This is a genomic window from Nonomuraea sp. NPDC005730 (genome assembly GCF_040630865.1).
GTDB lineage: Bacteria > Actinomycetota > Actinomycetes > Streptosporangiales > Streptosporangiaceae > Nonomuraea.
Genome location: NZ_JBEXYK010000115.1, coordinates 1 through 11,939, shown reverse-complemented (window position 1 = coordinate 11,939; position 11,939 = coordinate 1). Strand labels below are relative to the sequence as shown.

Sequence of the window (11,939 nt, the reverse complement as noted above, 5' to 3'; positions counted from 1 at the left end):
GCGCCGCCAGGTGCTCGTCGGCGACCGCCCCCGCGCACACCGACTCCCCCCCCTCGCCCAGCCGGTCGCCGAGCGGGGCGCCCGCGAGCGCGCCGGCCAGCGCCGCCAGCGCCGCGGCGGGCTCCTCGGCGACCCTGGCGAACCCGTGCCCGAGCGCGCCGTCGAACCCCGTGGCGAGCGCGAGCGCCTCCTCGACCCCGGCCGGCCCGTCGCCGGCCAGCTCCCCGAGCTGTACGTCGAGCATCAGCCCACCTCTCCCGTCTCGGGCCCCATCGCCGGGAACCAGTGGAGCTCGGCCAGCGGCTCGGTGCTGTCGGGCACCTCCAGGTAGGCCAGATGGCGCAGGAACCGGCTGAACACCACGGCCGCCGGGGTGCGCTGGGGGGTGCCGTTCAGCACGCTCATCAGGTGGCCGCCCTCGGGCACCTCGACACGCAGGTAGCGGGCCACCCGGTCGAGGCCGTACTGGAGCACGGCCTCGTCGGCCAGCATGCGGATGTGCTTGCACGCGTAGCCGTGCAGCGCGCCGCACGGGCGGTTGTTGTTGGTGCTGCAGCTCAGGTCGTGGGTGCCGGCGGCGATCGACGAGACGTAGACCCGCTCGATGTCGGACCCGCTCGACACGACCCCCTGCAACCTGCCGTCAGCCAGCTCGACGAAGGGCACCTTCGCCAGCTTGCGCGGCTGGACCGGCGGCACCACCCGCACGACGCTGCGCTGCTCCCACGCGGTTTCGTCCGCGTCCAAGGTATCGACCTCCAGTCTGACGGCATGCTCGCGCCGACAGCCAACTCCGATGGGCTTGATCAACAGACCCGGAAATCTACCGGAGGCCACCGACAGACCGGACGTGAACGATCATTCGGATGGAGGTCGAGCGGGCCGGAGGCCGTGCGCGGGCTCGAACCCGCGCACGGCGCCCCGCCGCTCAGGACGTGGCGGCCGTCCAGGTCGGGTGGTCGCCGGGGCCGAGCTCCACGAAACCGGGCAGCTCGCGCAGCGCCAGCTCGGCCCCGCCCGGCGTGTACGTCGCGATGATCCGCAGCGGCCGCCATCCGGTGTTGAAGGTGGAGTGCAGCGTGCCCTTCGGGATGTAGATCGCCTCACCGGCCCTGACCGGGAACTCCGGGTCGTCGCCGACGGTCTGCCGCCCCTCGCCCTCGATGACGTAAAGGACCTCGTCGGAGTCGGGGTGCAGGTGGCGTTCGTGGCCCTTGTTCGGGTTGATGATGACCTCGCCGAACGTGGAGGAGGCGCCCGGCACGGCGTCGGGCGTCACGTGCCATTTGATCACCCCCCAGTCGAAGAGCATCGTGGGAAGGGCGTCCGGTCGTCGGTGCATGGCGGGTTCCTCCTGGTCAGAGCTGCTTGAAGGCGCGGACCTGTGCGGCGATGGCCCGCTCGGCGGGCAGGCGTTCCATCGAGGACGCGCCGAAGAACCCGGCGACGCCGACCGTGCGCTGCTGGATGTGGCGCACGTCGTCGGGCTCGGCGATGGGACCGCCGTGGCACAGCACGATGACGTCGGGGTTGACGGCGACGGCGGCGTCGCGCATCTCCTGGATGCGGACGGCCGCCTCGTCGAGGCCGATCGCGGTGACGGCGCCGATGCTGCCCTTGGTGGTCAGGCCCATGTGCGGGACGAGGATGTCGGCGCCCGCCCGCGCCATGGCCGTGGCCTGCTCGGAGGTGAACACGTAGGGGGCGGTGAGCAGGTCGCGCTCGGCGGCCAGCCTGATCATCTCCACCTCCAGGTCGAAGCCCATGCCGGTCTCCTCCAGGTTCGCCCGGAAGACACCGTCGATCAGGCCGACCGTCGGGAAGTTCTGGACGCCGGTGAAGCCCATGTCCTTCAGCTCGTCGAGGAAGCGCGGCATCAGCCGGAACGGGTCAGTGCCGCACACCCCGGCCAGCACCGGCGTGTCCTTGACGACCGGCAGGACCTCCCCCGCCATCTCCACGACGATCGCGTTGGCGTCGCCGTACGGCATCAGGCCGGCGAGCGAGCCGCGGCCGGCCATCCGGAACCGCCCGGAGTTGTAGATGATGAGCAGATCGACCCCGCCCGCCTCGGCGGACTTGGCCGACAGCCCGGTGCCCGCGCCGCCGCCGATGATCAGCCGGCCCGCCTCCCGCTCGGCGCGCAACCTCCGCAGTGCCTCGTCGCGACGCATCAGGCCCCCTTCTCGATCAGCCGGTGCAGCCGGTCGGCGGCCGCCACGGCGAACTCCGCGTTGTTGATGTCCTGGTCGCTCTGCACGACCTCGACGGCGCTGCCCGCGACGGCCGCGAGCACGGCGTCGAAGCAGGCCGCGTCGGCCGCCGGGTCGTGGAACGGGCCGCCCTCGACGTCGACGGCCGAGACGCCGCCGCGCGGCACGAACAGCGTGACCGGCCCCGACGCGCGGGCCAGCCGCTCGCCGATCGCCCGCCCGATCCCGGCGTTCTCGGCGGGAGTGGTGCGCATGAGCGTCACCGTCGGGTTGTGGACCAGGAGCTGCCGTGACCGGAAACGTTCCGGCACGGTCTCCATCGGGCCGAAGTTGACCATGTCGACGGCGCCCAGGCTGACGACCTGCGGGATTCCGGCCCGCCCCGCGGCGGTCAGGCGGTCGGGGCCAGCCGACAACACGCCGCCGACGAGCTCGTCGGCCAGCTCGGTGGTGGTCAGGTCGAGCACCCCGGCGAAGTGGCCGCCGGCCGCCAGCGCCTCCATGGCCCGGCCGCCCGAGCCGGTGGCGTGGAAGACCAGCACCTCGTAGCCCAGGGACTCCAGGCGGGCCCGCGCGGCGTCGACGGCGGGCGTGGTGACGCCGAACATCGTGGCCGCGACCAGCGGTTTGTCCTCCCCGGACGGCTCGGCGCCGGCGTCGTAGGAGGCGGCCATCGCGCTGATCGCGGCGGCGGCGTTGGTCAGGATGCGGCGGGAGACGGAGTTGACGCCCGCGACGTCGACGACGCTGTACATGAGCGTCACGTCGGTCTCCCCGACGTAGGCGGAGACGTCGCCGCTGACCATGGTCGAGACGAGCAGTTTGGGCAGGCCGACGGGCAGCGCCCGCATGACGGCGGCGGCGATGGAGGAGCCGCCGCTGCCGCCGAGCGCGAGCACGCCGCTCAGCTCGCCGCGGGCGTGCAGGTCCGTGGCCAGGGCCGTGGCGCCGGCCGCCATCGCCGCGAGCGCGGCGCCGCGGTCGCCCGCGCTCCTGAGCCGGTCGAGGCCGGTGCCCGCGGCCCGCGCCACGGCCTCGGCGGGGACGTCGGCGGTCAGCTCCGGGGCGCCCATGACGCCGGTGTCCATGAGGACGACGCCCTGGCCGGCCCGGATGATCAGGTCGCGGACGAGGGCGTACTCCTCCCCCTTGGTGTCGAGGGTGCCCAGCAGCAGAACCGCCATGTCAGACCTCCTACGATCGGCCTTCCGACCCTACCCCGGCGATCTCCGCGTGGCGGATGCCGAGGACGTCCACGCCGTGCTCGGACAGCGGGCGGGAGCCGAAGATGCGGCGTTCCTCCTCGGTGATGGCGACGTCGTTGATGCTGGCCTCCCGGCGGCGCATCAGCCCCGACTCGTCGAACTCCCACTGCTCGTTGCCGTAGCTGCGCCACCACTGGCCGGCGGCGTCGCGGGACTCGTACTGGAAGCGGACGGCGATGCGGTCGCCGGTGAACGCCCACAGCTCCTTGCGCAGGGCGTAGTCCAGCTCGCGGTCCCACTTGCGGCGCAGGAACCCGGCGATCTCGGCGCGGCCGGTGACGAACTCGCCGCGGTTGCGCCACACGGAGTCCTCGGTGTAAGCGAGCGCGACGCGGTCGGGGTCGCGGGTGTTCCAGGCGTCCTCGGCGGCCTGGACCTTGATCCGGGCGGTCTCCTCGGTGAACGGCGGAACGGGCGGGCGTGTCATGAGATGTCCTCTCCGATCGAGAGAACGGGCGTTCTCCCGGGTTGTGCGATAGCGTAGAGAACGATCGTTCTCCGCGGCAAGCACCTGGAGGGGTGTCATGGATCACGAGCAGCGGTTGCTGGACGCCGCGGGCGACCTCTTCTACCGCCGCGGGGTCCAGGCGGTCGGCATGGACGAGATCCGGACCGCCTCCGGCGTCTCGCTGAAACGCCTCTACCAGTGTTTCCCGTCGAAGGAGGCGCTGGTCGTGGCCTATCTGCGGCGGCGCGACGAACGCTGGATGACCTCGCTCACCGCGTACGTGGCCGACGCCGGCGACCGCATCCCGGCGGTCTTCGCGTGGCTGGAACGCTGGTTCACCGAGGACGACTTCCGCGGCTGCGGGTTCGCCAACGCCTTCGCCGAGCTGGGCGCCGGTTCGGCCGTCGTCCGTACGGCGGTGCGCGAGCACAAGGAACGCCTGCGCGCCTACCTGCGCTCGCTCGCCGAGGAGGCCGGAGCCGGCGACCCCGGCCTGCTCGCCGAGCAGTTGCTCACCCTGATCGACGGCGCCACGGTGACCGCGATGATCTCGCAGGAGCCGGGCGCCGCCCGCTCGGCCGGGCAGGCCGCGGCGACCCTGGTCCACCAGCACCGGCGGCCGTGAACGCGAAAAGAGCGCACCCCCGCGGGGAGTGCGCTCTTTCGCGTCGCAGGATCAGGCGGCGTACGACGGGTAGCCGTAGCCGACGACCTGGGAGGTCGGGCGGACACGCTGCTCGACCTTGCCGTTGCCGGTGTTGCCCTCGATCGTGGAGATCGTGCCGTCGCCGTTGTTCTTGACGACGAAGCCGACGTGCTGGATGTCGTTCAGGCTCTTGCTGCCGCTCCAGGAGAAGAAGACGACGGCGCCCGGCTTGGCCTCGGTGCCCCAGCGGTCGTTGGCGGCGAACCACTTGGCGTGGCTCACGGTGTAGGCGTCCCAGCCGACCTGCGGGCGGGCGCCGGTCTGCTCGCCGACCCAGGAGACGAACATCGAGCACCAGGGGGCGTTCAGGTACATGGCGCGGTTGCCGCCGTCACGCGCGGCGGTCTCGGCGGCGCGCTGGGAGTCGGCGTACCACTTCTGGAACTTGGTGCCGCCGCCGTTGGCGTCCTCGGAGGTGCCGACCTGAGCGCGGGCCGTGGCCAGCACCTGGGCGGCGGTGACGTTGACCTTGCCCTTGGCGCTCTCGTCGGCGGCGCGGTTCTGCGCGACGTGCGGCTGGGCGGCCACGCCGGCGACCTTGGCGGTCTGGGTGGCGGTGTGGGCGGTGGCGGTGTCGGCGTTCACTGCCGCGTGCGTGCCGAGCACGCCGGCGACGGCGGTCGCGCCGAGAGCGATCTTGGCGAGGTCGAGCTTGTAGGCACGGTGAAGACGGTGCTTGGCCATGAGGGTGTTACTCCTTGAGCTTCCGTGCCGCTTGCCGGGTTAGCTGACGGGTTCGGGCGGGAAGCTGCCCTACGGCACCACGGTGCCGATTCACCCCATTGGACACATGGGTCCCCGGTTCCGCGCACAGGCGGATTCAGCGGTCTCTTGGTCAGGCGAAGGGCTGACGCATCGTCTTCCCGGGCCCGGGAAAGGGCCTGAAGGTATATGTGCGACGCCCGGATGCGAAGATGTCCGCATCGACTCTGTACAACACGGGTCCAGTCTGGGTAATTCCCAGGCAATGCCATCCCTACCTGGGACGACTCCCCGTTCGGCTGTGTACAACCAAGCTACCCGGCGAGTAATTCCCAGGCAAATGGCGGCATTGATTTCGACAGTGCGTGGGAGAAACGCTACGCACCGAATCGGTTCAGGCCACGTGCGCCTTTATCGCCACGCTCGTGAGGGCCAGCAACAATTCCAGATCGGGCTCCGCGTCGACCTGGACGGCGACCCAGGCGCGGTCGCGGCAGGCATGGACCTGGTCGCACGCCCGCAGATACGGCTCCAGGCGGCCGATGGCGGGGGCGGTGAGCCGTACGTGGATCTCGTCCCGGCCGGCCAGGCGCAGGATCTCGGTTCCGTGTACGGCGAAGGCGACCTGCTGACCGGTGCCGCTGACGTTCAGCGACGGCCAGGACCGTAACTCCGCGACCGCGCGGACCACGTAGGGCCCGCGTCGCGTGGGCGTCCGCCGCCAGGCGGAGATTCCTGCCACGCTCCAATGCTGAGCCACGGCTCACCCCGCCGTCAGCCCCCGTTCCTGAACCGTTATCCCCTCGTGAACGGGCGCGTCCGGGGTCTGACCGGCACGATTACGGACGCCTGACCGATGAGTATTGACGCTCCCCCAGGCAGAGGCTACCGTCGATTCACAACTTAAAGGAAACTTTCCTAATAGTTTCCCCAGAAGTCTCCCATCCCACTCCCCACACACCCCCCAACGGATGTCGGAGCGACATGAAACACACCATTCTGAGCAAGGTCCTGGCGGGAATGGCGGCATTGGCCCTGCCCCTCACCGTGGCCGTGGCCACCCCACCGATCGCCTCCGCCAGCGCGGTGGCGTACGCGGCGGCCTGGGCCCCGTGGACCGCCTACACGGCGGGCACGGTCGTCACCTACAACGGCGTCGACTACGTCTGCCTCCAGGCGCACACCTCCCAGCCCGGCTGGGAGCCGCCGAACGTGGCGGCGCTGTGGAAGGTCTCCGGTGGCGGCGGCAGCGACACGACCGCGCCGTCCGTGCCGGGCAACCTGCGCTCGACCGGCGTCACGGACACGAGCGTGGCCCTGGCCTGGAACGCCTCCACCGACAACGTGGCCGTGACCGGCTACGAGGTCTACCGCGGCGGCACGCTGGTCACCACCGTCACGGGCACCACGTACAACGACACCGGCCTCACCGCGAACACCGCCTACAGCTACACCGTGCGCGCGCGTGACGCGGCCGGCAACCGCTCGGCCAACAGCAACCAGATCTCCGCGACCACCACGGGCGGCGGTGGCGGCGACGACAAGACCCCGCCGTCGGTGCCCGGCAACCTGCGCTCGACCGGCGTCAGCAACAGCAGCGTCTCGCTGGCCTGGAACGCCTCCACCGACAACGTGGCGGTCACCGGCTACGAGATCTACCGCGGCGGCACCCTGGTCACCACCGTCACGGGCACCACGCACACCGACACCGGCCTCAGCGCCAACACCTCCTACAACTACACCGTGCGCGCGCGTGACGCGGCGGGCAACCGCTCGGCCGACAGCAACCAGATCACCGCGACCACCACGGGCGGCGGCGGTGGCGGCGGCAACAAGGTGCTGGGCTACTTCGTCCAGTGGGGCATCTACCAGCGCGGCTACCACGTCAAGAACATCGACACCAGCGGCTCGGCGGCCAAGCTGACCCACATCAACTACGCGTTCGGCAACGTGCAGAACGGGCAGTGCACGATCGGCGACAGCTACGCCGACTACGACCGCTTCTACCAGGCGGGCGAGAGCGTCGACGGCGTCGCCGACACCTGGGACAACGGCGCGCTGCGCGGCAACTTCAACCAGCTGCGCAAGCTGAAGAAGAAGTACCCCAACCTGAAGGTGCTCTTCTCCTTCGGCGGCTGGACCTGGTCCGGCGGCTTCGGCCAGGCGGCGCAGAACCCGACGGCCTTCGCCGACTCCTGCTACAAGCTGGTGGAGGACCCCCGCTGGGCCGACGTCTTCGACGGCATCGACATCGACTGGGAGTACCCGAACGCCTGCGGCCTGACCTGTGACACCAGCGGCGCGGCGGCGTTCAAGAACGTGATGTCCGCGCTGCGCTCGCGCTTCGGCGCGAACAACCTGGTGACCGCGGCCATCACCGCCGACGGCAACGACGGCGGCAAGATCGACGCGGCCGACTACGGCGGCGCCGCCCAGTACGTCGACTGGTACAACGTCATGACGTACGACTTCTTCGGCGGCTGGGACGCGCAGGGCCCGACCGCCCCGCACTCGCCGCTCACCACCTGGGACAAGATCCCGGTCCCCGGCTTCTACACCGACAACGCCATCCAGAAGCTCAAGAGCAAGGGCGTCCCGGCCGCCAAGCTGCTGCTCGGCATCGGCTTCTACGGCCGCGGCTGGACCGGCGTGACCCAGGCCGCGCCCGGCGGCACGGCGACGGGCCCGGCGCCCGGCACGTACGAGCAGGGCATCGAGGACTACAAGGTCATCAAGACCCGCTGCCCGTCCACCGGCACGGTCGCGGGCACGGCCTACGCCTACTGCGGCAACCAGTGGTGGAGCTACGACACGCCGAGCACCATCGGCGGCAAGATGAGCTACTCGAAGAACCAGGGCCTCGGCGGCGCGTTCTTCTGGGAGCTCAGCGGTGACACCACCAACGCCGAACTCCTCACGGCCATGAAGAACGGCCTCGGGTAAGTTCGCACTTCAGGGCCGGTCCCGGGTTTCGGGGCCGGCCCTTCGCCGTCTCCGGCGCGCCGCAGGACGGAACACGGACGCCCTGGGAGAAGCTGGTCACCGGGGGGTGAACGACGATTCTCTGGGGTGGCGGGCTCAGACGGCCCTTCTTCACGACACCGGTGTTCCTGGTCGGCCTGATCGGGATCACGGCGCTGGTGGTCGGGCTGGACAGGTTCACCGGCGGGGGCGCGGAGCTCGTGCCGGTGCTGATCTTCCTGCCCGCGATCGTGTCGGGGCTGGGCTCGGTGTGGCAGACGGCGGTCGCGTCGGTGTGGGTGCTGGCGGTGGTGTCGGCCTCGGTCGCCTATTTGGGCGGCAATCTGCGGACGAACCTGGAGGTCTCCGGCTTCACCGCGGCGTTCGGGCTGATGAGCGTGGTCGGCGCGAGCTACCGGATCCAGCGCGAGGAGGAGGTCCGCCGGTTGCGCTCGGCCGCCGCCGCGTTGCAGCGGCAGCTCGTCAGGCCGCTGCCGCTGCGCTCGCTCGACGTGGTCGTGGACGGCCTCTACCAGCCCATCGAGGAGGACACGATGGTGGGCGGCGACATGTACGAGGTGGCGCCGTCGCCGTACGGGACCCGGGTGATGATCGCCGACGTGCAGGGCAAGGGGCTGCCCGCGATCGGCGCCGCGCTGGCCGTGCTGGGCGCCTTCCGGGAGGCGGCCTACCGCGAGATCAGCCTCATGGGCGTGGCCGACGCCCTGGAGGACGCCGTGATCAGGCACAACAGGTTCGCCGTGCACACCGGCGAGCCCGAGCGGTTCGTCACCGCGCTGCTCCTGGACATCGGCCCGGAGCTGGAGGTGGACGCGGTCAACTGCGGGCACATCGCGCCGTACCTGATCCACGGGGGGAACGCCGGGCAGCTCTGGCTCGGCGAGCCGGAGGTGCCGCTCGGCCTGGCCGGGCTGGCGGGCGAGCCGCGCCACGGCGCGCGTTTCGCCTTCCCGCGGGGCGCCTCGCTGCTGCTGTGCACCGACGGCGTGACCGAGGCCCGCGACCCCGACGGCTCCTTCTACCCGCTGGAGCAGCGGCTGCGCTCCTGGGCCCGCGACCCGCCGGCCAGGACCGTCGAGGCCCTGGCCGCCGACCTGAACACCTTCACGCACGGCGCCCCGCGCGACGACATCGCGGTGCTCATCCTGCGCCGGGCCGGATCCTGACCGCCCGAGCACCCGAACGGCAACTATTAAGAAAGTTTCCTAACAGAGAGCATTGACGGCCCTGGTCACCAGGCTTACCTTCCGATCAACCCCCCAGTCATGCCCCATCGGAGGTGGCCTTGAAGCCCACACGCCTACGCGCGGCACTGGCCGCGTGCGGCACCTCACTGGTCCTCATCGCCGGAGCCCTGGCCGGTACGGCCACCGCCGCGGCCGACAACGCCGCCTGCCGCCCGGACGGCCTCTACCAGACCCCCGGCGTGGACGTCCCCTACTGCCTGGCCTACGACGAGGACGGCCGCGAGAAGATGGGGGCCGACCACCCCCGCCGCATCATCGGCTACTTCACCAGCTGGCGCACCGGCAAGAACGGCCAGCCCGCCTACCTGGCCGGCAACATCCCGTGGGGCAAGGTCACCCACATCAACTACGCCTTCGCCCACGTCGACGGCAGCAACAAGATCGCCGTGGACGCCAACGCCACCGCGACCGAGTGGCCCGGCGTCGCCGGTGCCGAGATGGACCCGGCCTACTCCTACAAAGGCCACTTCAACCTGCTGAACAAGTACAAGAAGCAGTTCCCCGGCACCAAGACGCTGGTGTCGGTCGGCGGCTGGGCCGAGACCGGCGGCTACTTCGACGCGAACGGCGCCCGGGTGCCCTCCGGCGGCTTCTACTCGATGACCACCAACGCCGACGGCTCGGTCAACCAGGCGGGCATCGGCACGTTCGCCGACTCCGTCGTCGCGTTCGTGCGCGCGTACGGGTTCAACGGCGTCGACATCGACTACGAGTACCCGACCTCGATGAAGGACGCGGGGAACCCGCTCGACTGGACCATCGCCAACGCCCGCAGGTCGAGCCTGATGAAGGGCTACGCGGCCCTGATGAAGACGCTGCGCCAGAAGCTGGACACCGCGGCCGCCGCCGACGGCAGGTACTACATGCTGACCGTCGCCGCCCCCGCCTCCGGCTACCTGCTGCGCGGCATGGAGACCTTCCAGGTCACCCAGTACCTGGACTACGTCAACATCATGTCCTACGACCTGCACGGCGCCTGGAACGAGTTCGTCGGCCCCAACGCCGCCCTGTACGACGACGGCAAGGACGCCGAGCTGGCCAAGTGGGGCGTCTACACCGCCGCCCAGTACGGCGGACTCGGCTACCTCAACACCGACTGGGCCTACCACTACTTCCGCGGCGCGATGCCGGCCGGCCGGATCAACGTCGGCGTGCCGTACTACACACGCGGCTGGAAGAACGTCAACGGCGGCACCAACGGCCTCTGGGGCACCTCCAACGGCCCGAGCGGCAGCTGCCCGCAGGGCCTGACCACCTGCGGCGACGGCGCCCGCGGCATCGACAACCTGTGGCACGACGAGGAGAACGGCAAGGAGGTCGGCGCCGGCTCCAACCCCATGTGGCACGCCATGAACCTGGCCAAGGGCATCGCCGGCTCCTATGGCCCCGCCTACGGCCTGGACCCGGCGAGCGACCCCGAGGACCGGCTCACCGGCACCTACACCCGCAACTACAACGCCACCCTGACCGCCCCCTGGTTGTGGAACGCCACCAAGAAGGTGTTCCTGTCCACCGAGGACGACCAGTCGCTCGGCGCCAAGGCCGACTACGTCAGGAACCAGGGCATCGGCGGCGTGATGATCTGGGAGCTGGCCGGCGACTACGCCTGGGACGCCGCCAAGGGCGAGTACTTCATCGGCCAGACCCTGACCGGCCTGCTCTACGACAAGCTCAGGACCGCCACCCCGTACGGCGCGGCCAAGGCCAAGGTGGCCGTCCCCGCCGAGAAGGTGGACGTCACGATCGAGGCCACCGGCTTCCCCGCCGGCGACAGCAACTACCCGATCAACCCCAAGCTCGTCATCACCAACAAGACGCAGACCACCATCCCGGGCGGCGCGGAGTTCCAGTGGGACTACGCGACCTCAGCCCCGAACAACGCCAAGGACCAGTCGGGCTTCGGCCTGCGGGTGATCAGCAGCGAGCACACCGGCAACAACATCGGCGGGCTCAAGGGCGACTTCCACCGGGTCTCGGTGAAACTGCCCTCCTGGCAGACGCTCGCCCCCGGCGCGTCGGTGACCCTCGACTACGTGTACTACCTGCCCGTCCCCGGCCAGGCGAACTACACGCTGACCTTCGGCGGCAGGACGTACGGGCTGCTCCAGGACCTGGCGCGCGGCGGCGTGGCGCCAAGCCCGAGCCCGACCCCGACCGTCACCCCGACCGGCGGCGCCTGCACCGCGCCCGCCTGGAGCGCGACGGCCGTCTACACCGGCGGCCAGCGCGTCTCGCACAAGGCCCACACGTGGGAGGCCAAGTGGTGGACGCAGGGCCAGGAGCCCGGCACCACCGGCGAGTGGGGCGTCTGGAAGGACGTCGGCGCCTGCTGAGCAGGCCCCGCCGGCCGGCGGGCGGGACGGCGCGCGTCCCGCC

At 70.8% G+C, this 11,939-nt stretch carries 11 protein-coding genes, 1 pseudogene and 1 riboswitch; of the genes and pseudogenes, 4 read left to right on the top strand and 8 right to left on the bottom strand.

The features are described from left to right. The 6 genes and pseudogenes from ABZ444_RS50660 to ABZ444_RS50635 all read right to left on the bottom strand — a co-directional run. Window positions 1–244: pseudogene (locus tag ABZ444_RS50660) on the bottom strand (hypothetical protein); the annotation flags it as partial. Next, window positions 244–747 carry a hypothetical protein gene (locus ABZ444_RS50655; RefSeq protein ID WP_358012430.1) on the bottom strand — a complete coding sequence of 168 codons (504 nt, stop codon included), beginning with the start codon at window positions 745–747 and terminating at the stop codon, window positions 244–246. The gene ABZ444_RS50655 and the pseudogene ABZ444_RS50660, both read right to left, overlap by 1 nt. A gap of 181 nt (window positions 748–928) precedes the next feature. Continuing rightward, a complete protein-coding gene (locus ABZ444_RS50650; RefSeq protein ID WP_358012427.1) occupies window positions 929–1,342 on the bottom strand; it encodes a cupin domain-containing protein in 414 nt (137 codons plus the stop codon). A 16-nt stretch (window positions 1,343–1,358) separates the two neighbouring features. After that, window positions 1,359–2,174: a phosphoenolpyruvate hydrolase family protein gene (locus tag ABZ444_RS50645; RefSeq protein ID WP_358012424.1), complete on the bottom strand. Its 816-nt coding sequence runs from the start codon at window positions 2,172–2,174 to the stop codon at window positions 1,359–1,361. Next, complete coding sequence (locus tag ABZ444_RS50640) at window positions 2,174–3,397, bottom strand: Tm-1-like ATP-binding domain-containing protein (protein ID WP_358012422.1); 1,224 nt, start codon at window positions 3,395–3,397, stop codon at window positions 2,174–2,176. Before ABZ444_RS50640 ends, ABZ444_RS50645 begins: the two co-directional genes overlap by 1 nt. Window positions 3,398–3,407: 10 nt before the next feature. Beyond that, window positions 3,408–3,905, bottom strand: a complete 498-nt coding sequence (locus tag ABZ444_RS50635; protein ID WP_358012419.1) for a nuclear transport factor 2 family protein — start codon at window positions 3,903–3,905, stop codon at window positions 3,408–3,410. Between the two features lie 97 nt (window positions 3,906–4,002). On the opposite strand from ABZ444_RS50635, the gene ABZ444_RS50630 reads away from it, so the two are divergent. Then, window positions 4,003–4,551: a TetR/AcrR family transcriptional regulator gene (locus ABZ444_RS50630; RefSeq protein WP_358012417.1), complete on the top strand. Its 549-nt coding sequence runs from the start codon at window positions 4,003–4,005 to the stop codon at window positions 4,549–4,551. 51 nt (window positions 4,552–4,602) lie between these two features. Here ABZ444_RS50630 and ABZ444_RS50625 read toward each other — a convergent pair whose 3' ends face one another. Then, complete coding sequence (locus ABZ444_RS50625) at window positions 4,603–5,316, bottom strand: CHAP domain-containing protein (protein WP_358012414.1); 714 nt, start codon at window positions 5,314–5,316, stop codon at window positions 4,603–4,605. A 14-nt stretch (window positions 5,317–5,330) separates the two neighbouring features. Further along, window positions 5,331–5,468: riboswitch (cyclic di-AMP (ydaO/yuaA leader) on the bottom strand. A 260-nt stretch (window positions 5,469–5,728) separates the two neighbouring features. Then, the gene (locus ABZ444_RS50620) at window positions 5,729–6,076 is read right to left on the bottom strand and encodes a luciferase family protein (RefSeq protein WP_352352608.1); all 348 of its coding nucleotides are present in this window, start codon (window positions 6,074–6,076) and stop codon (window positions 5,729–5,731) included. 242 nt (window positions 6,077–6,318) lie between these two features. Here ABZ444_RS50620 and ABZ444_RS50615 point away from each other — a divergent pair, with 242 nt between their 5' ends. From ABZ444_RS50615 to ABZ444_RS50605, 3 genes are all read left to right on the top strand, one after another. Further along, on the top strand, window positions 6,319–8,277 hold the full coding sequence (locus ABZ444_RS50615) for a glycosyl hydrolase family 18 protein (protein WP_358012411.1): 1,959 nt from the start codon (window positions 6,319–6,321) through the stop codon (window positions 8,275–8,277). Window positions 8,278–8,438: 161 nt separating this feature from the next. After that, entirely contained in the window at window positions 8,439–9,482 is a 1,044-nt protein-coding gene (locus ABZ444_RS50610) for a PP2C family protein-serine/threonine phosphatase (protein WP_358012409.1), read from the top strand. A gap of 119 nt (window positions 9,483–9,601) precedes the next feature. Continuing rightward, window positions 9,602–11,896 (top strand): glycosyl hydrolase family 18 protein, encoded by a 2,295-nt coding sequence (locus ABZ444_RS50605; protein ID WP_358012406.1) that lies wholly within the window; start codon window positions 9,602–9,604, stop codon window positions 11,894–11,896. Window positions 11,897–11,939: the final 43 nt, after the last annotated feature.

Coding starts and splice junctions, on each gene's coding strand:
- ABZ444_RS50640 (WP_358012422.1), bottom strand. CDS start 3,397: ATGGCGGTTCTGCTGCTGGGCACCCTCGACACCAAGGGGGAGGAGTAC.
- ABZ444_RS50635 (WP_358012419.1), bottom strand. CDS start 3,905: ATGACACGCCCGCCCGTTCCGCCGTTCACCGAGGAGACCGCCCGGATC.
- ABZ444_RS50645 (WP_358012424.1), bottom strand. CDS start 2,174: ATGCGTCGCGACGAGGCACTGCGGAGGTTGCGCGCCGAGCGGGAGGCG.
- ABZ444_RS50650 (WP_358012427.1), bottom strand. CDS start 1,342: ATGCACCGACGACCGGACGCCCTTCCCACGATGCTCTTCGACTGGGGG.
- ABZ444_RS50630 (WP_358012417.1), top strand. CDS start 4,003: ATGGATCACGAGCAGCGGTTGCTGGACGCCGCGGGCGACCTCTTCTAC.
- ABZ444_RS50615 (WP_358012411.1), top strand. CDS start 6,319: ATGAAACACACCATTCTGAGCAAGGTCCTGGCGGGAATGGCGGCATTG.
- ABZ444_RS50625 (WP_358012414.1), bottom strand. CDS start 5,316: ATGGCCAAGCACCGTCTTCACCGTGCCTACAAGCTCGACCTCGCCAAG.